Annotated in this window: 14 protein-coding genes; 4 read left to right on the top strand and 10 right to left on the bottom strand. The window is 70.3% G+C overall.

What is annotated here, in order from left to right:
• Window positions 1–340: 340 nt before the first annotated feature.
• The 3 genes from OIB37_RS26860 to thyX form a co-directional block, all read right to left on the bottom strand.
• Window positions 341–2,026 (bottom strand): ribonuclease J, encoded by a 1,686-nt coding sequence (locus tag OIB37_RS26860; RefSeq protein ID WP_330460176.1) that lies wholly within the window; start codon window positions 2,024–2,026, stop codon window positions 341–343.
• Window positions 2,027–2,193: 167 nt separating this feature from the next.
• Window positions 2,194–3,093: a 4-hydroxy-tetrahydrodipicolinate synthase gene (gene dapA / locus OIB37_RS26855; RefSeq protein WP_330460175.1), complete on the bottom strand. Its 900-nt coding sequence runs from the start codon at window positions 3,091–3,093 to the stop codon at window positions 2,194–2,196.
• Window positions 3,094–3,323: 230 nt separating this feature from the next.
• Window positions 3,324–4,064 (bottom strand): FAD-dependent thymidylate synthase, encoded by a 741-nt coding sequence (gene thyX, locus OIB37_RS26850; RefSeq protein ID WP_330460174.1) that lies wholly within the window; start codon window positions 4,062–4,064, stop codon window positions 3,324–3,326.
• Between the two features lie 177 nt (window positions 4,065–4,241).
• Here thyX and OIB37_RS26845 point away from each other — a divergent pair, with 177 nt between their 5' ends.
• Complete coding sequence (locus OIB37_RS26845; protein WP_330460173.1) at window positions 4,242–4,478, top strand: hypothetical protein; 237 nt, start codon at window positions 4,242–4,244, stop codon at window positions 4,476–4,478.
• Window positions 4,479–4,568: 90 nt separating this feature from the next.
• Entirely contained in the window at window positions 4,569–5,123 is a 555-nt protein-coding gene (locus OIB37_RS26840) for a hypothetical protein (RefSeq protein ID WP_330460172.1), read from the top strand.
• 85 nt (window positions 5,124–5,208) lie between these two features.
• Here OIB37_RS26840 and OIB37_RS26835 read toward each other — a convergent pair whose 3' ends face one another.
• From OIB37_RS26835 to rpsO, 5 genes are all read right to left on the bottom strand, one after another.
• Complete coding sequence (locus OIB37_RS26835) at window positions 5,209–5,661, bottom strand: hypothetical protein (protein WP_330460171.1); 453 nt, start codon at window positions 5,659–5,661, stop codon at window positions 5,209–5,211.
• A 13-nt stretch (window positions 5,662–5,674) separates the two neighbouring features.
• Window positions 5,675–6,427 carry a 4-hydroxy-tetrahydrodipicolinate reductase gene (gene dapB, locus OIB37_RS26830; protein ID WP_330460170.1) on the bottom strand — a complete coding sequence of 251 codons (753 nt, stop codon included), beginning with the start codon at window positions 6,425–6,427 and terminating at the stop codon, window positions 5,675–5,677.
• Window positions 6,428–6,465: 38 nt separating this feature from the next.
• Entirely contained in the window at window positions 6,466–7,845 is a 1,380-nt protein-coding gene (locus tag OIB37_RS26825) for a M16 family metallopeptidase (protein ID WP_330460169.1), read from the bottom strand.
• A complete protein-coding gene (locus OIB37_RS26820; protein ID WP_330460168.1) occupies window positions 7,842–10,064 on the bottom strand; it encodes a polyribonucleotide nucleotidyltransferase in 2,223 nt (740 codons plus the stop codon). The genes OIB37_RS26825 and OIB37_RS26820 overlap by 4 nt, the downstream gene beginning before the upstream one ends.
• Before the next feature lie 347 nt (window positions 10,065–10,411).
• Window positions 10,412–10,699 (bottom strand): 30S ribosomal protein S15, encoded by a 288-nt coding sequence (rpsO, locus tag OIB37_RS26815; RefSeq protein WP_055632174.1) that lies wholly within the window; start codon window positions 10,697–10,699, stop codon window positions 10,412–10,414.
• A gap of 400 nt (window positions 10,700–11,099) precedes the next feature.
• On the opposite strand from rpsO, the gene OIB37_RS26810 reads away from it, so the two are divergent.
• Window positions 11,100–11,396, top strand: a complete 297-nt coding sequence (locus OIB37_RS26810; RefSeq protein WP_330460167.1) for a DUF397 domain-containing protein — start codon at window positions 11,100–11,102, stop codon at window positions 11,394–11,396.
• A 115-nt stretch (window positions 11,397–11,511) separates the two neighbouring features.
• On the opposite strand, the gene eccD is transcribed toward OIB37_RS26810, so the two are convergent.
• Window positions 11,512–13,011, bottom strand: a complete 1,500-nt coding sequence (gene eccD, locus OIB37_RS26805; RefSeq protein ID WP_330461978.1) for a type VII secretion integral membrane protein EccD — start codon at window positions 13,009–13,011, stop codon at window positions 11,512–11,514.
• Window positions 13,012–13,321: 310 nt separating this feature from the next.
• Here eccD and eccCa point away from each other — a divergent pair, with 310 nt between their 5' ends.
• Window positions 13,322–17,287 (top strand): type VII secretion protein EccCa, encoded by a 3,966-nt coding sequence (gene eccCa, locus OIB37_RS26800; protein ID WP_330460166.1) that lies wholly within the window; start codon window positions 13,322–13,324, stop codon window positions 17,285–17,287.
• Window positions 17,288–17,381: 94 nt separating this feature from the next.
• On the opposite strand, the gene OIB37_RS26795 is transcribed toward eccCa, so the two are convergent.
• Window positions 17,382–19,502: a protein kinase domain-containing protein gene (locus OIB37_RS26795; RefSeq protein ID WP_330460165.1), complete on the bottom strand. Its 2,121-nt coding sequence runs from the start codon at window positions 19,500–19,502 to the stop codon at window positions 17,382–17,384.
• Between the last annotated feature and the right edge of the window lie 13 nt (window positions 19,503–19,515).

The raw sequence follows: 19,515 nt of genomic DNA, 5'->3' as shown, positions 1-19,515 counted from the left end.
CCCAGTCAGCGGGAGTTGTCTTCCCGGCCCTTCGGCCGTTCCGACGTCCCAAACTCTAGCGGATCCTCCCTGCGGCTCCTAATCGGGCCACCGAGTTCCGATGGAATTACATTCGGACATACCGAATGACATCCCGATCGGGAGATCGTGCTGATGGTTGGGTGCCGCTCTCGCGGCGAGGTGCCACCACAGAACCGTACGGCTCCGGGGCAGACAGAGAACATTACGGATCCACCGGGGCAGCGTCAAGCCCTGTTGTCAAGATTTTTTTGGCCGGGTAGGCGAGTGGGGCCCCTCGACACAGGTCGAGGGGCCCCACTGCTGGTCAGCGCGTCGGAGGTCAGACCTCGACGACGACCGGAAGGATCATCGGACGCCGGCGGTAGGTGTCCGACACCCACTTGCCCAGGGTCCGGCGGATCAGCTGCTGGAGCTGGTGGGGCTCCATCACGCCGTCCTGGGCCGACCGCTCGAGCACCTCGGTGATCTTCGGAAGGACCTCCGAGAAGGCCGCGTCGTCGATGCCGGAGCCGCGGGCCTGGATGTGCGGGCCACCGGTGATCTTCCCGGTGGTGGAGTCCATGACCAGGAAGACCGAGATGATGCCCTCGTCTCCGAGGATCTTGCGGTCCTTCAGGACCGGCTCGTTGACGTCGCCGACCGAGAGGCCGTCGACGTACACGTAACCGGCCTGCACCTTGCCGGCGATCTTCGCCTTGCCCTCGACGAGGTCGACGGCCACGCCGTCCTCGGCGATGACGATCCGGTCGTGCGGGACGCCGGTCGCGGCACCGAGCTCGGCGTTGGCGCGCAGGTGGCGCCATTCGCCGTGCACCGGCATCAGGTTCTTCGGGCGGCAGATGTTGTAGAAGTACAGCAGCTCGCCGGCCGAGGCGTGTCCGGAGACGTGCACCTTGGCGTTGCCCTTGTGGACGACGTTGGCGCCCCAGCGGGTCAGGCCGTTGATCACGCGGTAGACCGCGTTCTCGTTGCCGGGGATGAGGGACGAGGCCAGGATGACCGTGTCGCCCTCGACGATGCGGATCTGGTGGTCCCGGTTGGCCATGCGGGACAGGGCCGCCATCGGCTCGCCCTGGGAACCCGTGCAGACCAGGACGACCTTGTCGGCCGGCAGGTCGTCGAGCTGCTTGACGTCGACGACCAGGCCCGGCGGGACCTTCAGGTAGCCGAGATCCCGCGCGATGCCCATGTTGCGGACCATGGAGCGGCCGACGAAGGCGACCTTGCGGCCGTACTTCTGGGCGGTGTCCAGGATCTGCTGGATGCGGTGCACATGGCTGGCGAAGCTCGCCACGATGATGCGGCTGTGCGCGCCCGCGAAGACGTTGTCCAGCACGTTCGCGATGTCGCGCTCGGGCGGGACGAAGCCCGGCACCTCGGCGTTCGTGGAGTCCGAGAGAAGGAGGTCGATGCCCTCCTCGCTCAGGCGCGCGAACGCGTGCAGGTCCGTGAGACGGCCGTCCAGCGGGAGCTGGTCCATCTTGAAGTCGCCGGTGTGCACCACCATGCCCGCCGGGGTGCGGATGGCGACCGCGAGGGCGTCCGGGATGGAGTGGTTGACCGCGACGAACTCGAGGTCGAACGGGCCGACCTGCTCGCGGTCGCCCGCCTCCACCTCGAGGGTGTACGGGCGGATCCGGTGCTCCTGGAGCTTGGCCTCGATGAGCGCGAGGGTCAGCTTGGAGCCGATCAGCGGGATGTCCGGCTTCTCGCGGAGCAGGTACGGGACGCCACCGATGTGGTCCTCGTGACCGTGCGTGAGGACGATGGCCTCGATGTCGTCGAGACGGTCCCGGATCGACGAGAAGTCCGGCAGGATCAGGTCGACTCCGGGCTGCTCCTCCTCGGGGAAGAGCACGCCGCAGTCGACGATCAGCAGACGGCCGTCGTACTCGAAGACCGTCATGTTCCGGCCGATCTCACCGAGACCGCCGAGCGGGGTGACCCGCATACCGCCCTTGGGGAGCGGCGGCGGCGGGGCGAGTTCAGGGTGCGGATGACTCAAAAGACTCTCCTGACCACACGCGCCACGTACCGGTGGGCACGTGGCGCGCATGACGATCGTGCGGTTGAAGTTGTCATGATCGGCGGGCACCGGTGGCCCGCCTTTTCGGTTGTCGATTCAGTTGTGAAGCTTCGGATGGTGAAGCTTTTGTGGTGCCAAGTCTGTTGTCAGAGCTGTACCCCGCCGGCGGCAAGATCGATCTTGAGCTGGGCGATCTCCTCCGGCGAGCACTCGACCATGGGGGCACGCAGCGGTCCGGCGGGCAGGCCCTGCAGGGCGAGCGCGGCCTTGGTGGTCATGACGCCCTGCGTGCGGAACATGCCGGTGTAGACCGGGAGCAGCTTCTGGTGGATCTCGGTGGCCTTGACGACGTCGCCCGAGGTGTAGGCGTCGACGAGGGCGCGCAGCTCGGGCGCGACCAGGTGGCCGACGACCGAGACGAACCCGACGGCGCCGACGGAGAGCAGCGGCAGGTTGAGCATGTCGTCGCCGGAGTACCAGGCGAGGCCGGACTGGGCGATGGCCCAGCTGGCGCGGCCGAGGTCGCCCTTGGCGTCCTTGTTGGCGACGATCCGGGGGTGCTCGGCGAGGCGTACGAGCGTCTCGGTGCTGATCGGGACGCCGCTGCGGCCGGGGATGTCGTAGAGCATGACCGGCAGGCCGGTGGCGTCGGCGACGGCCGTGAAGTGCCGGTACAGGCCCTCCTGCGGGGGCTTGTTGTAGTACGGCGTGACGACCAGCAGGCCGTGGGCACCGTCGCGCTCGGCCGTGCGGGCGAGCTCGAGGGTGTGGCGGGTGTCGTTGGTGCCGACACCGGCCACGACGCGCGCGCGGTCGCCGACGGCTTCCACGACGGCTCGTACGAGGTCCGATTTCTCCGCGTCGCTGGTGGTGGGGGACTCGCCGGTGGTGCCGTTGACGATCAGGCCGTCGTTGCCTGCGTCCACCAGGTGGGCGGCGAGCCGCTGCGCGCCGTCGAGGTCGAGTGCGCCGTCCGCCGTGAAGGGCGTGACCATAGCGGTGAGGACCCGCCCGAAGGGGGTCTGCGGAGTGGAGGTCGGAGCCATGGGTAACACGCTACTCGGTGCCCAATCCCAGGTCTGCCCGCGGGGTACGGGGAAAGTCAAGACAAATATGGATCCCGGCACTGCCTGCTCGGGGGTTCAAGCAGTGCCGGGTCCGTTTGATCAGGCTAGATGAACTTCTCTAAATGCCGCAATACGGACACTTCGCCTGGCTGATCCGTACATCCGTTCCGCAAGGGGGAACAGGCCTTCGTTACGGGGCCGGGCGGCGGTCACGGAGCCACGCGGCCGTTCGCGTTGAAGGCGGCGTACGTGAGCGGCATGAGCTTGGCCCACTCGGCTTCCATCTTCTCGCCGACCATCTCGATCTCCCGCTGCGGGAAGGACGGCACCTTGGCCAGCTCGTGCTGGGTGCGCAGGCCGAGGAAGTGCATCAGGGAGCGCGCGTTGCAGGTGGCGTACATCGAGGAGTAGAGGCCGACGGGGAGAACCGCGCGAGCGACCTCGCGGGCGACGCCGGCGGCCAGCATCTCCTGGTACGCCTCGTAGGCCTGCCGGTAGGAGTCGTCCATGACGCGGCCGACCAGTTCCTGCTGGGCCTGGCTGCCCTCGACGAAGACGTACTTGCCCGGGCGGCCCTCCTGGACCAGCTTGCGGGACTCGCCGGGGACGTAGAAGACCGGCTGGAGCTCCCGGTAGCGGCCCGATTCCTCGTTGTAGGACCAGCCGACCCGGTGCCGCATGAACTCGCGGAAGACGAAGATCGGGGCGCTGATGAAGAAGGTCATCGAGTTGTGCTCGAACGGGCTGCCGTGCCGGTCGCGCATCAGGTAGTTGATCAGACCCTTGGAGCGCTCGGGGTCCTTGTTCAGCTCGTCGAGGGACTGCTCCCCGATGGTCGACACGCGGGCCGCGAACAGCACGTCGGCGTCCGCCGCGTCGTGCTTGACCAGCTCGACAGTGACGTCGCTGCGGAAATCGATCTTGACATCGTCGCCCGGGGTGGGGGTCACGGTTCGGAGGGTCCTTCCCATCTCGTCTCTTGGCCAAGCCACTCTACGGCCCCGTCAAACGGGGCTTTCACTGCCGTGTCCGAATGAAATCGACGAAACCGGGCACCGTTCGCGGAGTTCGTTCGTCTGTACTGGTGAAAGTCATCCGTTTGATCCCGGAAAGGGAGCACACCCACGATGTTCCGTCGGCGCGAGCCCGTACCCTTCGCCTTCCTCGTCGAGGCCGACAGGTTCCGCAGCGATGTCACTCCCCCGCCCCGGCAGCGCGCGTCCTCCGGGGAGATAGCCGGGCGCTGGCTGCTGGGGCTGACGATCGTGGCCGGGCTCGTGGGCGCGCTCGTCCTCGGCACGCCTGCGCTGTCCACGCCGTCCGGTACGCCGGACCAGCCTTCCCAGGCCGTACAGGGGCACTGACCCTTCCGGACGCCCACAGGTGGTGAGCGGGAACACGGCCGGATAGCCTCACCGGGCACAGCCCACGCGAGGACCGAGTGAGGACCAGCCGTGCCCCTGCCCTTCCTGACGGCCGACCGCACCTTCGAGGTAGCGGCCGAGAGCTCGCTGCCGTACGACGACCGTGACCGCTGGCGGCGTCCCTACCGTCCCGGCCCGTGGCGGGTGGGCGGTGCCGCGCTGGTGCTGCTGCTCTCCTCGTTCGTGCTGTTCGCCGGCGTCCTGCGCGCCCTGACCGGCTCGGCGGCCTCGGCCGGAGTGGTCCTCGGCTTCGCGCTGGCGATCCTCGCCGGGGCGCTCAGGATGCTCCGCATGGGCGCGTGGGTGAGCGCGCACGGGCTGCGCCAGGTGTCGTTCCTGGTGACGCGTACGGTGCCCTGGCAGCGCGTGGCGGCGGTGCGTACGGCCCAGCAGCCGGTGCGCTGGCTGGGGCTGCCCCGCACGGTGCAGGGGCAGGCCCTGACGTACGTCCGCAGGGACCGCTCCTCGCAGGACACCACCCCGCTGCTGACCACACACGGTCTGGACTTCCTGAACCGCCCCGCGGCGTTCGACCGGGCGGCGGACACCGTGGAGGCGTGGGCCGCGGAGTACGGGCGCGGCTGACCGCCCTGGACAGGAAAAGGAGAGGGGCCGGTCCGCGGTGTCGCGGACCGGCCCCTCTTCTCGCGTGCGCGGGAAGGTCGGGCGGTCAGGCCTGGACGGGCCTTCCGTCGTGCAGGGCGATGGCACGCTGCATCGCCCTGCGGGCTCGCGGGGTGTCGCGGGCGTCGTGGTAGGCGACGGCGAGCCGGAACCAGCTGCGCCAGTCGTCCGGGGCGTCCTCCGTCTCGGCCTTGCGCCGGGCGAACACCTCGTCGGCCGAGTCGCGGTCGATCCGGCCGCCGGCGGTGCGCCTCAGCTCGTCGACGGGCAGACCGCCCTCGGCGTCGAGTTCGGCGGCGAGGCGGTTGGCCCGCTGGACGAACTGGGTGTTCTTCCACAGGAACCACAGGCCGATGACCGGCAGGATCAGCACGGCCACGCCGAAGGTGACGGTGAGGAGCGTGCCGGACTGGATGAGCATCACGCCGCGGCTGCCGACCAGGACGAAGTAGAAGACCAGGACGGCGGCCGTGACGAGGTAGGTGATCTTCGCGCGCATGACGTGTTCCGGCTCAGCTCAGGTCGAGGAAGTTTTCCAGGCCGAAGGTGAGGCCCGGGGTGGTCATGACGCGGCGCACGCCGAGCAGGATGCCCGGCATGAAGCTGCTGTGGTGCAGTGAGTCGTGGCGCAGGGTGAGGGTCTCGCCCTCGGCGCCGAGCAGCACCTCCTGGTGGGCCAGGAGGCCGCGCAGGCGGACGGAGTGCACCGGGACGCCGTCCACGTCGGCGCCGCGCGCGCCGTCCAGGGCGGTGACCGTGGCGTCCGGGGCCGGAGCGGTGCCGGCCCGGCGGCGGGCCTCGGCAATGAGCTGGGCGGTGCGCGCGGCGGTGCCGGAGGGGGCGTCCACCTTGTTCGGGTGGTGCAGCTCGACGACCTCGACCGACTCGAAGTACGGCGCGGCGATCTCGGCGAACTTCATGGTCAGGACGGCCCCGATGGAGAAGTTCGGCGCGATGAGCACGCCCGTCTCCGGCGACTGGTCGAGCCAGCCCCGAAGCTGTGCGAGGCGTTCCTCGGTCCAGCCCGTCGTACCGACGACCGCGTTGATGCCGTGGCGCAGGCAGAAGTCGAGGTTGCCCATGACCGAGGCCGGGGTGGTCAGTTCCACGGCGACCTGGGCGCCGGTCTCCGCCAGCGTCTCCAGCTTGTCGCCGCGGCCGAGGGCGGCGACCAGCTCCATGTCCTCGGCGGCCTCGATGGCCCGGACCGCCTCGGACCCGATACGGCCCTTGGCACCGAGGACCGCCACGCGCAGCTTGCTCATCTGTTGCTTTCCTTACCGCAGGGTATGGACCGGGTGGATCAGGCGACCGCGTCGTGCAGCCGCGCGGCCTGCTTGTCCTTCAGCGGGCCGATGACCGACAGCGACGGGCGCTGTCCCAGGATGTCGCGCGCCACCGACCGGACCTCGTCCGGGGTGACCGCGGCTATCCGGGTCAGCATGTCGTCGACCGACATCTGCTCGCCCCAGCACAGCTCGCTCTTGCCGATCCGGTTCATCAGCGCGCCGGTGTCCTCCAGGCCGAGCACGGTGGAGCCCTGGAGCTGGCCGATGGCGCGGCGGATCTCGTCGTCGGTCAGACCGTTCTCGGCGACCTGGTCGAGTTCGTCGCGGCAGATCTTCAGCACGTCGTGCACCTGGCTCGGACGGCAGCCGGCGTACACGCCGAACAGGCCGCAGTCGGCGAAGCCGGAGGTGTACGAGTACACGCTGTAGGCGAGGCCGCGCTTCTCGCGGACCTCCTGGAACAGCTTGGACGACATGCCGCCGCCGAGGGCGGTGTTCAGTACGCCCATGGCCCAGCGGCGTTCGTCGGTGCGGGCGAGGCCCGGCATGCCGAGGACGACGTGCGCCTGCTCGGTCTTGCGGCCGATCAGCTCGACCTTGCCGGCCGTGCGGATCGTACGGCTGCCGTCGCGCGGGGCGATGGGCCGGGCGTCCGCGTTCTTGAAGGCGCCCGCCTGCTCGAAGGCCTTGCGGACCTGTCGTACGACCTTGTCGTGGTCGATGTTGCCGGCGCAGGCGACCACGAGGTGGGTCGGGTCGTAGTGCTTCTTGTAGAAGCGGCGGATGCGGTCGGCACCGAGGGCGTTGACCGTGTCGACCGTGCCGAGGACGGGACGGCCGAGGGCGTTGTCGCCGAACATCGTGTGCGCGAACAGGTCGTGCACGCAGTCGCCCGGGTCGTCCTCGGTCATCGCGATCTCCTCGAGGATCGCGCCGCGCTCGACGTCGACGTCCTCCTCGCGGATGAGCGAGCCGGTCAGCATGTCGCAGACCACGTCGATGGCGAGCGGCAGGTCGGTGTCGAGCACGCGTGCGTAGTAGCACGTGTACTCCTTCGCCGTGAACGCGTTCATCTCGCCGCCGACCGCGTCGAGGGCGGCGGAGATGTCCAGCGCCGACCTGCGGGCGGTGCCCTTGAAGAGCAGGTGCTCGAGGTAGTGGGTGGCGCCGTTCAGGGACGGGGTCTCGTCGCGGGAGCCGACGTGCGCCCAGATACCGAAGGTCGCCGAGCGCACGGAGGGCAGGGTCTCGGTCACGATGCGCAGGCCGCCCGGGAGGGTGGTCTTGCGGACCGTGCCGATGCCGCCCGTGCCCTTGACAAGGGTTTGGGTACGGGCGACGGCCCGCGCCTCCGAGGAGGTGCGGGCCGTCGCCTTGAAACTACGGGACGTCACTGGTCGGCGTCGTCCTTCTTGGTCTCGTCGGAGCCGTCTTCGCCCTCGATCACGGGGATGAGGGAGAGCTTGCCGCGGGAGTCGATCTCGGCGATCTCGACCTGGACCTTCTGGCCCACACCGAGGACGTCCTCGACGTTCTCCACGCGCTTGCCGCCGGCGAGCTTGCGGATCTGCGAGATGTGCAGCAGACCGTCCTTGCCGGGCATCAGGGAGACGAACGCGCCGAAGGTGGTCGTCTTCACGACCGTACCGAGGTAGCGCTCGCCGACCTCGGGCATCGTCGGGTTGGCGATGCTGTTGATCGTGGCGCGGGCGGCCTCGGCGGACGGTCCGTCGACCGCGCCGATGTAGATCGTGCCGTCGTCCTCGATCGTGATGTCGGCGCCGGTGTCCTCCTGGATCTGGTTGATCATCTTGCCCTTGGGGCCGATGACCTCACCGATCTTGTCGACCGGGATCTTGACGGTGATGATCCGCGGGGCGTTCGGGGACATCTCGTCGGGCCGGTCGATGGCCTCCATCATCACGTCGAGGATGTGGAGACGCGCGTCGCGGGCCTGCTTGAGGGCCGCGGCCAGGACGGAGGCCGGGATGCCGTCCAGCTTGGTGTCGAGCTGGAGGGCGGTCACGAAGTCCTTCGTGCCGGCGACCTTGAAGTCCATGTCACCGAAGGCGTCCTCGGCACCGAGGATGTCGGTGAGGGCGACGTAGTGCGTGTCGCCGTCGACGTCCTCGGAGATCAGACCCATGGCGATACCGGCGACCGGGGCCTTCAGCGGCACACCGGCGTTCAGCAGCGACATGGTGGAGGCGCAGACCGAGCCCATGGACGTCGAGCCGTTGGAGCCGAGGGCCTCGGACACCTGACGGATCGCGTAGGGGAACTCCTCGCGCGTCGGCAGCACCGGCACGATCGCGCGCTCGGCGAGCGCGCCGTGGCCGATCTCGCGGCGCTTCGGGGAGCCGACGCGGCCGGTCTCACCGACGGAGTACGGCGGGAAGTTGTAGTTGTGCATGTAGCGCTTGCGGGTCACCGGGGAGAGGGTGTCCAGCTGCTGCTCCATGCGGAGCATGTTCAGGGTGGTGACGCCCAGGATCTGGGTCTCGCCACGCTCGAACAGCGCGGAACCGTGCACGCGCGGGATGGCCTCGACCTCGGCGGCCAGCGTGCGGATGTCGGTGACACCGCGGCCGTCGATGCGCGTCTTCTCCTTGATGACGCGCTCGCGGACCAGCTTCTTGGTCAGCGCGCGGTAGGCGGCGGAGATCTCCTTCTCGCGGCCCTCGAACTCCGGCAGGAGCTTCTCGGCGGCGAGCGCCTTGACGCGGTCCAGCTCGGCCTCGCGCTCCTGCTTGCCGGCGATGGTGAGCGCCTGGGCCAGCTCGGGCTTGACGGCGGCCGTCAGGGCCTGGAAGACGTCGTCCTGGTACTCCAGGAAGATCGGGAACTCGCCGGTCGGCTTGGCGGCCTTGGCGGCGAGGTCGGCCTGGGCGCGGCACAGCACCTTGATGAAGGGCTTCGCGGCGTCGAGACCGGCGGCGACGACCTCTTCGGTCGGCGCCTCGGCGCCGCCCTCGACCAGCTTGATGGTCTTGTCGGTGGCCTCGGCCTCGACCATCATGATCGCGACGTCGCCGTCCTCCAGGACGCGGCCGGCGACCACCATGTCGAAGACGGCGTCCTCGAGCTCGGTGTGCGTCGGGAACGCGACCCACTGGCCGCGGATCAGCGCGACGCGGACGCCGCCGATCGGGCCGGAGAAGGGCAGGCCGGCCAGCTGGGTGGACGCGGACGCGGCGTTGATCGCGACGACGTCGTACAGGTGGTCGGGGTTGAGCGCCATGATCGTGGCGACGACCTGGATCTCGTTGCGCAGGCCCTTCTTGAAGGAGGGGCGCAGCGGGCGGTCGATCAGGCGGCAGGTGAGGATCGCGTCCTCGGAGGGGCGGCCCTCCCGGCGGAAGAAGCTGCCGGGGATCTTGCCGGCGGAGTACATCCGCTCCTCGACGTCCACCGTCAGGGGGAAGAAGTCGAGCTGGTCCTTGGGGGCCTTGGAGGCGGTGGTGGCCGACATCACCATGGTGTCGTCGTCCAGGTACGCCACGGCGGAGCCGGCGGCCTGCTTGGCCAGGCGGCCCGTCTCGAAACGGATCGTGCGGGTGCCGAAGGAACCGTTGTCAATGACGGCCTCGGCGTAGTGGGTCTCGTTCTCCACTAGCGTTTTCTCCTCGTCTTCGTCCGCCCTCGCCCGTGTGGCGGGGGGACGGTGGTGGGAGAAGCGCGCCGTCTGGTGCGGGCCGGTCTTCGATCGAAGCACCCGGGGCTCGCTTCCCCCCGGGGGCCACTACCGAGGACCGGCGGCGGCGAGGTGCGCTTCACTCCCTCGTTCTGTGTCGTGCGTATGCGTTGTGCTACCACACTACAAAGCGTCGGTGACACTCCGCACGTTTCGGCCCGTACAGCACGGGCGGACACGTACGGACAACAGGCACGTACAGCAAAGGCACGTACAGCAAAGGGAGCGGCCCCGGATCACGCCGGGACCGCTCCCCTCATGGCGTCTTACTTGGCGCCGGCCGCACCGCGGCGGATGCCGAGGCGGTCGACCAGCGCACGGAAGCGCTGGATGTCCTTCTTGGCCAGGTACTGCAGCAGGCGACGACGCTGACCGACCAGGATCAGCAGACCACGGCGGGAGTGGTGGTCGTGCTTGTGGGTCTTGAGGTGCTCGGTCAGGTCAGAGATGCGGCGCGAGAGCATGGCGACCTGGACCTCGGGGGAGCCGGTGTCGCCCTCCTTCTGGCCGAACTCGGCGATGATCTGCTTCTTCGTAGCGGCGTCGAGCGACACGCGTACTCCTCATGAGTCTGTGAGTGGCCACCGAGCGCCCCCGGTCTACATCTCGGGAGAGCTTCCAGTACTCGGCAGGCCGGGATCCGTCGAGCGCGGCCTCCAGGGCGGCAGGCGATGCCTGCGATGCTTTGGGGGTGCGTACACGAACGGCCGCCAGTCAGGGTACCAGGATCGCGGGGCGGGCCTGGCCGGACCCCCGGCCGACGGCCTTGCGACGGCCTTTCGGCTGACTTGTGGCGCCGTGTGGCTGCCTCACGGCTGCCCGGCGACTGCCTTCTGCGACGCGACGGTCACACCTCGTCACGGGGATCATCTCCGCAAACCGCTGACCAGCCAGAACCCCGGCCAGTAGGGTGAGTTACCGCTCACCGGCACTGGAGGAAGGACCGCGGCTGCGATGACCGACGCCGATGACAGGGAAATCAAAGCACGCAAGGAACGGGAGCGGGACGAGCTGTACGCGCTCGACATCTCGGACGTCGAGTGGCACTGCGCGCCGGGCACCGAGCACCACGAGGAGCGCGTCGAGATCGCGTACCTGCCGGACGGCGCCGTGGGCATGCGCTCCTCCCTCGACCACGGCACCGTGCTGCGGTACACGGAGGCCGAGTGGCGGGCCTTCGTGCTGGGGGCGCGGGACGGGGAGTTCGATCTGAGGCCGGTACCGGACGAGGGCGGGCTCGCCGCCGAGTGACGAGGTCCGGGAAGGGCCGCGAGGCCCTTCCCGTCCGCCGGGTCCCAGTCCCACGTGGACGCGGAGGGCCCGCCCGGGCCCTCCGCGTCTCCGGGCCTCCGGCCCGTCCGGGGACCTATTTGCTGGTCATCGCGCGGGCGGTCGCGTAGACGTCGAACACCGCCAGGGTCAGCGGGATCAGCGTCAGCAGGACGAAGCCCTCGCAGATCTCCAGGAAGCGGCCCCAGAAGGGGGTCAGGCCGCCGCGCGGCAGGATCAGGCCGAGCGCCGTGACCAGCGCGGTGGCCGCGGCGATGACCGCGATCAGCCAGACCGTCCGGATGTCGAGGTCGGTGCGGTGCCCTTCGAGCGCCTTGCGGAACACCGACTGCGGCGGGTTGAGCGCGAGGCCGAGGCCGAGCAGGACCAGGGAGCCGAGGCCCGCGGCCAGGACCGGGGCGACCTGGGCGGTGTAGCGGAAGAGGTGGGCACGCATCAGCATCGCCACACCGGTGGCGAGCGCGAGCAGCTGGGCCCAGACGTCGCTGGAGAAGCCGAGCACCGCCGAGGCTCCGACGGCGAGCAGCGCGCAGCCGCCGACGAGGCCGACGAGCAGTTCGTGACCGCGGCGGGCCTGCGCCTCGATGCGCTCGGTGTCCACGGACTCCGGCGTGTGGGCCTCGTGGCCGTACGCGGAGCGGGTCGCGCCGCTCGGGGCCTCGAAGCCGATCGGCAGCCGGGCGAACCGCATCGACATCCCCGGCAGGAACGCGAGCGCGCCCACGGCGACCGGCGCGCACAGGCCGGCCGTCTCGATCGGGGCCCAGTCGAGCAGGGTCGCGGCGAAGACGGCGAGCAGGGCGACGGCCGAGGCGAACACGAAGGCGACGAACGGGCCGTCTCCGTGCGGGGAGGTCAGGGTGAGGATCAGGGCGGCGACCAGGACGGCCGCGCACGCCAGCAGGAACTGCAGCCTGCCGATGCCCTGTCCGTCGGTCAGCGGCAGCAGTCCGCTGCCCGCGACGCCCATGTTGGGCAGCGCGCCGAGGCCGAGCGCGACGGCCGAGGCGCGGTCGTCGTAGACCCGTGCGCGCACGGCGGAGAGCACCACCAGCAGGACGCCGGTGACGGCGGCGAGGATGCCGGCCAGGCCGTTCATGTCGTGGTGCGGGTCGGCGGTCCACGCGACGAACGCGAGGAGCGTCGGCAGCACGCCGCCGCCGACGAGGCCTGCGGCCCGGGTCAGGTCGCCGGTCCACAGCGTGTGCTGCTTGGTGACGGCGGACGCGACGGCCTCGGAGACGTCGTCGAAGACGGCCGGCGGAAGGGACTCCGCGAAGGGGCGCAGCGTCAGGAGTTCGCCGTCGAGAATGCGCTGGGCGGCGAAGGACCGGGAACTGTCCAGCACGGTGCCGTCGGTGCGGACGAGGTGGTACCCGACCGGGGCGCCGGCGTCGGGGCTCTGCTGGGACAGTCGGAGGATCTCCGGGTACAGGTCGGCGACCGGCACGTCGTCGGGCAGTGCCACGTCGATGCGGCTGTCCGGCGCGACGATGGTCACCCGGCAGAAACCGAGTCCTGTGCCGGCTCCGGCAGGGGCTCCCGTTCCGGGTCCGCCGGTGGCGGCGGCCGTCATGCTCACCTGCTGCTCCCCCTCAGTGGTGGTGGTGCGTCTACATCGTGAAGGTCCTGTGCCGATGACTCCCGCGCCTTCCACGTCGGCGGCGGCACGGGGGTCGTACGAGCGCGGTCCGGGCCATGTCCGCACCTTTTCGAGGTGGGTTGTCCCGTTTTATTCGACCGTACCGGCGTGTGCTCACGCGAACATTCGGCACCCTACCGCTCACCCGTGTTCCGTGAACTCAGTAGGATCGCGCGGCGGCCTGCGTCCGCCGACACGGGGCGGTGGGCGGAAAGCCTGGGTCGGGCAAGGGAATTGGTGAGCAGTGAGCCAGATTGTCGTAAAGCGCCCTCCTCGGGCGCTTCCGTCCGAAGTGCCCACGGAAGAGATCGCTGTCCAGCCACCGCCGGAACTACCGCGGGGCCATCAGGAGAGCGTCCTGATGCAGTTGCTGCCCACGCTCGGCATGGGTGGTTCCGTGGTCTTCTTCTTCACGAACGGACAGCCGTTCATGAAGATCATGGGCATGATCATGATCGCCTCGACGGTGGGAATGTCGATCGCGATGGTGGTCCGCTTCCGTCGCGGCTCCCAGGGGCAGCTGGCCGACCTGCGGCGCGACTACCTCAGCTATCTGTCGCAGACCCGCAAGGCCGCCGTGCGGACGGCGAAGGCCCAGCGGGACGCCCAGTACTACCTGCACCCCTCCCCCGAACAGCTCTGGGCGCTCGTCGCCGAGGGCAGCCGGGTCTGGGAGCGGCGGCCCGGCGACGAGGACTTCTCGCACGTGCGCGTCGGTCTGGGTCCGCAGCCGCTGGCGACCCCGCTGCTGGCTCCGGAGACGGGTCCCGTCGAACAGCTGGAGCCGCTGACCGCGGGCGCGATGCAGCGGTTCGTGTCCCTGCACGGCACACTCACCGAGCTGCCGATGGCGGTCTCGCTGCGCGCCTTCTATCACGTCACCCTCAGCGGTGAGCCGGAGTCCGTGCGCGGCTGCGCCCGTGCCCTGGTCGGCTCGCTGGCCTCGCTGCACTCCCCCCAGGACCTGGTCGTCGCGGTGGCCGCGGGGCGTGAGGCGCTGCCGCACTGGGACTGGGCGAAGTGGCTGCCGCACACGCAGACGTCCGGCGCGATGGACGGCGCGGGCAGTCGGCGGCTGATCGGCGGCGACACCCGCGAACTGGAAGACCTGCTGGCCACCCGGCTGACCGGACGCCCGCGCTTCCACCCCGACGCGGCGCCGCTGCCCGACGAGCCGCACATCGTGATCGTCCTCGACGATCTGTCGCTGCTGCCCGACTCCGTGCTCGCCTCGCCGGAGGGTCTGCAGGGCGTCACCGTCATCGAGGTGGTGCCGGGTGAGCTGACGGGCGCCGGGGGCGACCTGTCGGTCGTCGTACAGCCGGACCTGCTGCGCCTGGAGTCCGGGCACGGCATGGTCTACGAGGGCAGCCCGGACACCCTGTCGCACGAGTCGGCCGAGGCGCTGGCCCGGCAGCTGGCGCCGCTGCGCATGGCGTCGGGCGGCGACGACGACGAACCGCTGCTCGCCAACCTGGAGTTCACCGACCTGCTCGGACTCGGCGACGCGGCCTCCGTCGACACCAAGCGGACCTGGCGCCCGCGCGCCCTGGCCGAGCGCCTGCGGGTGCCGATCGGCCTCGGTGAGGACGGCCGTCCGGTCATGCTCGACCTCAAGGAGGCCGCGCAGGAGGGCATGGGCCCGCACGGCCTGTGCGTCGGCGCCACGGGTTCCGGCAAGTCGGAGCTGCTGCGCACGCTGGTGCTGGGCCTCGCGGTCACGCACTCCTCCGAGACCCTGAACTTCGTCCTCGCCGACTTCAAGGGCGGTGCCACCTTCGCCGGCATGGCCCAGATGCCGCACGTCGCCGCTGTCATCACCAACCTGGCCGACGACCTGACCCTGGTCGACCGCATGGGCGACTCGATCCGCGGTGAGCTGAACCGGCGCCAGGAGATGCTGCGCGACGCCGGCAACTACGCCAACATCCACGACTACGAGAAGGCGCGCGCGGCGGGCGCCCCGCTCCAGCCGATCCCCTCGCTCGTCCTGGTGATCGACGAGTTCAGCGAGCTGCTGACCGCCAAGCCGGACTTCATCGAGATGTTCGTGCAGATCGGCCGCATCGGCCGTTCGCTCGGCGTGCACCTGCTGCTGGCCTCGCAGCGCCTGGAGGAGGGCCGGCTGCGCGGCCTGGAGACGTACCTGTCGTACCGGATCGGTCTGCGGACGTTCTCCGCGGCCGAGTCGCGTGCCGCGCTGGGCGTCCCCGACGCCTACGAACTCCCCAACGTCCCCGGTTCCGGCTTCCTGAAGTTCGGCACGGACGAGATGGTGCGGTTCAAGGCGGCGTACGTCTCCGGGACCTACCGCACGGGCAGCCGGCGGACGGCACTGCCGGGAGGCCCGCTGCCGGTGGACCGGCGGCCGGTGCTGTTCACGGCGACGGAGGTACCGGTGCAGTACACCGCCGTGCCGCAGCAGCGCGTCGAGTCCGCGCCGGACGTGGACGACGCGCTGGCCGACACGGTCCTCGACGTGATCGTGCGCCGGCTGGAGGCACAGGGGCCGTCGGCACACCAGGTGTGGCTGCCGCCCCTGGAGAGCCCGCCCTCGCTCGACGCGCTGCTGCCCGGCCTGACCGCGGTGCAGGGGCGCGGTCTCACCCAGCCCGACTACGAGGCCTCGGGACGCCTGGTCGTCCCGGCCGGCCTGGTCGACAAGCCGTACGAGCAGCGCCGCGACCGGCTGCTGCTCGACTTCTCGGGCGCGGCGGGCCACATGCAGATCATCGGCGGCCCGCAGTCCGGCAAGTCGACGCTGCTGCGCAGCCTGATCTGCTCCTTCGCGCTCACGCACACGCCGCACGAGGTGCAGTTCTACGGCCTCGACTTCGGTGGCGGCGGCATGGCCGCGGTGGCGGACCTGCCGCACGTGGGCGGGATCGCGTCCCGCCTGGACCCCGAGCGGGTGCGCCGTACGGTCTCCGAGGTGTACGGCGTGATGACGCGCCGCGAGGAGTACTTCCGCTCGGCCGGCATCGCCTCCATCGCCGACTTCCGGGCCCGGCGGGCGCGCGGGGACATCTCCGTCACCGACCAGCCGTGGGGTGACGTGTTCCTGGTCGTCGACGGCTGGGGCAACTTCCGTACGGATTACGAGGGCCTGGAGCCGGCCGTGCTGGACATCGCCGCGCGCGGTCTCGGCTACGGCATCCACGTGGTCATCACGGCGTCGCGCTCGATGGAGGTCCGGGCGAACATGAAGGACCACCTGATGAACCGCCTGGAGCTGCGCCTGGGCGACGTCATGGACTCCGAGATCGACCGCAAGGTGGCCGTGAACGTCCCCGCCGGCGTCCCCGGCCGCGGCCTCTCCCCGCAGAAGCTGCACTTCATGGCGGCGGTGCCGCGGATCGACGGCCTGACCTCCGACACCGATCTCGCCGAGGCGACGGCGGCGCTGACCGCCGAGGTCGGGCGGCACTGGCAGGCGCCGGGCGCGCCGCAGGTACGCCTGCTGCCGCGTCAGCTGGAAGCGGTGGAGCTGCCGCCGGGCGACCGCTTCCCCCAGCGGGGTGTCGCCTTCGCGCTCGACGAGGACAACCTGGAACCGGTGTTCCTCGACTTCGACCAGGACCCGTTCTTCCTCGTCTTCGGCGAGAGCGAGTCCGGCAAGTCCAACCTGCTGCGGCTGCTGATCAAGCAGCTGACGCAGCAGTACAGCGGCGACGAGGCCAAGTTCTTCGTGGTCGACAACCGCCGCTCGCTGCTGGACATCACCCCGCCCTCGCACCTGGCGGAGTACATCCCGATGTCGAGCCAGATGGACCACCACATGGCCGCGCTCGCCGACCTGATGCAGCGCCGGACCCCGACGGCCGAGGTCACCGCGCAGCAGTTGCGTGAGCGCAGCTGGTGGCGCGGTCCGCAGGTGTTCGTCGTCATCGACGACTACGACCTCGTGTCCACGTCCAGCGGCAACCCGCTGAGCGGCCTGACCGAGATGCTCCCGTTCGCGCGGGACGTCGGCGTCCGCTTCATCATCGCCCGCTCCTCGGCGGGCGCGGGCCGTGCCGCGTACGAGCCGTTCGTCCAGCGCATGAAGGAACTGGGCGCTCAGGGCCTCATCATGGCGGGCGACCCGACGGAGGGCGACATCCTGGGCGGGGTCCGGCCGCGGGCGATGCCGGCGGGGCGGGGCGTCTTCGTGTCCCGCAAGCGGGGCAAGCCCCTGGTTCAGACGGGTCTGGTGGACGTCGAGTACTGACAGACCCTCGAGGGTGGCGAATCCGGCGGTCCTGGGGACCGCCGGATTCGGCGTTTCACGCGCGGCCGCGGGTCACCCGTGGGAGCGGTTCGGGTCAGAACACCGGCAGTGCGTACAAGGCGGCGCCGCTTCTCGCGAAGACGCGGTTGCCGTCGGCCGCGAAGGCCACATCACTGCCGCTGGTGAGTTCGTAGGACCAGATCTCGCGCGCCCTGCCCACGGTATCCATGGTCGTCAGTGTGGGGACCGTGCCTCTGTCCATGATCCAGATTCCGTTGCCCTGCGTCAGGATCGGGTCATCGCTGTTCTTCACCGCGATGCCGGCCTCCCACTGCTTCTTCCCGCTGCGGACGTCGAACCCGTAAGGGTGGCCCACGTCGCTGTCGCAGGCGCTCGCGTACACCAGGTCGCCGTACAGGCCGGGCCGGGACCACTCGTAGTTCTGCTCGTCGTAGTAATGCTTCTCCGTGTGGGTCCACAGCTCCTTGCCGTCGGAGATCCGGCGCGCGGTGAGCGCCTTGCCGTTGAGGTGGACGACGCCGTTCCTGGCCGCCGGGACGAGCAGCCGTTCCTTCGCCAGGTCGCGGGCGGTCCATTCCGTACGGCCGTTCTTCGTGTTCACGGCCATGGCGTGCCCGGTGCTCGTGGTGAGGACCAGCCGTCCCTGGTCGGCGGCGGGCTTGGGCACGATCGTCTTGCGGAAGTCCTCCGGCAGCCGTACCGTCCAGCGGATCCTCGCATCGGCCCGGCTCACGGCACGCAGGCGCTGGTCCTTGGTCAGCAGGTAGATCTGCTCCCCGTCCGCGGCCAGCAGGGTCGCGGCGTCGGCCCGTGCCGTCCACTTGGGCTCCCCGGTGGACGGCACGAAGGTGTGGAGCGTGCCCTGCTCGTCGGCGGCCACCACGAGCCGGTCGGAGAGCGAGAGGTAACGGGACCTCATCCGCATCGCCGGAGCCTTCCAGCGGAGCTTGCCGTCGACGGCGTTGAGCGCCACGACACCCCTGAGGAGGTGGCCGACGATGACGACGTCACGTATGGGCAAGGGGGCCGGAGACCCGAAGTCCGTCGCGTCGGGAACGCTCCACAACGGTTTCGGGGAGCCCCCGATGATGTAGTCGCCGTCGTCGGCGGAGAGCAGCCGCGCCGTGGGCGTCTTCACCGCGGCCGGGTAGGTGAAAAGGCTCTTCCGGCGTGCGCCGCCCCCGTCCCCGCGCAGCAGCCACCAGCCCGTGCCCGTGCCGCCCGCGGCGAGTACGGCCCCGCCGGCCGCGAACCCGGTGAGCAGGCGCCGTCTGCTCGGCCCCGCCCCCGTCTCCACCGTGGCCAGGAGCGGGGCGGTGAGGTTCCGTACGTCGTGCTCCCGCTGTCTGATCGCGTCGGCCACCGGGCCGCTCTTCCACACCGCGCCGTTCTTCTTCGGCGGGGTGAAGGCGGCGGCTATCTGGTCGGGAGTGGGCCGTGCGGCGGCGTCCTTCGCCAGGCAGGGCGCGATCAGCGCGTGCTGCTCGGGCGGGATGCCGTGCCAGCGCGGTTCGCCGTGAACGACCTCGTACTGGACGGCGGCCACGTGCGCACCGTCGAACGCCCGCCGGCCGGTGGCCGCGTAGACGAGGACGGCACCGAGGGAGAAGACGTCGGCGGCGGTGCTGACCCGGTGGCCCAGCACCTGCTCGGGGGCGCCGTACCCGGGGGTGACCGGGATCTGTCCGGTGGTGGTGAGCGTCAGCCCGTGCTCGGGGCGCGCGATACCGAAGTCGATGATCCGCGGGCCGTCGGAGGTGAGCACGATGTTCGGCGGCTTGAGGTCACGGTGGACGAAGCCGGCCGCGTGGATGTCGCGGAGGGTGCGCGCGAGGGACACCGCCAGGGCGCGCAGCTTCGCGTCGTCGAGAGGGCCGTGCCCGTCGACGATCTGGTCCAGGGTCGGTCCGGCGAGGAACTCGGTGGCGATCCAGGGCCGTCCGCCCTCGGTCTGCGCGCCCAGCACCGCCGCCACGCCGGGACTGCGCACGGCCTGGGCCGCCAGTGCCTCGCGTACGAAACGCTGGGCGAGGCCGGTGTCGTGGGCGAGTTCGGGCCGGAGCACCTTGACGGCGGCCGCGGTGCCCGCGTGGTCCTGGCCGATGTACACCTTGCCCATGCCGCCCTCGCCGAGCACGCCGAGCAGCCGGTAGGGGCCGAGCCGGAGGGGGTCGCCGGTCTCCAGGTGTCTCATCGCTGATCGCTTT

The sequence above is a fragment of the Streptomyces sp. NBC_00820 genome (assembly GCF_036347055.1).
In the GTDB taxonomy this organism is placed as follows: Bacteria; Actinomycetota; Actinomycetes; order Streptomycetales; family Streptomycetaceae; genus Streptomyces.
The sequence above is the reverse complement of the archived record's forward strand: the minus strand, read 5'-3'. Positions and strand labels throughout refer to the sequence as shown.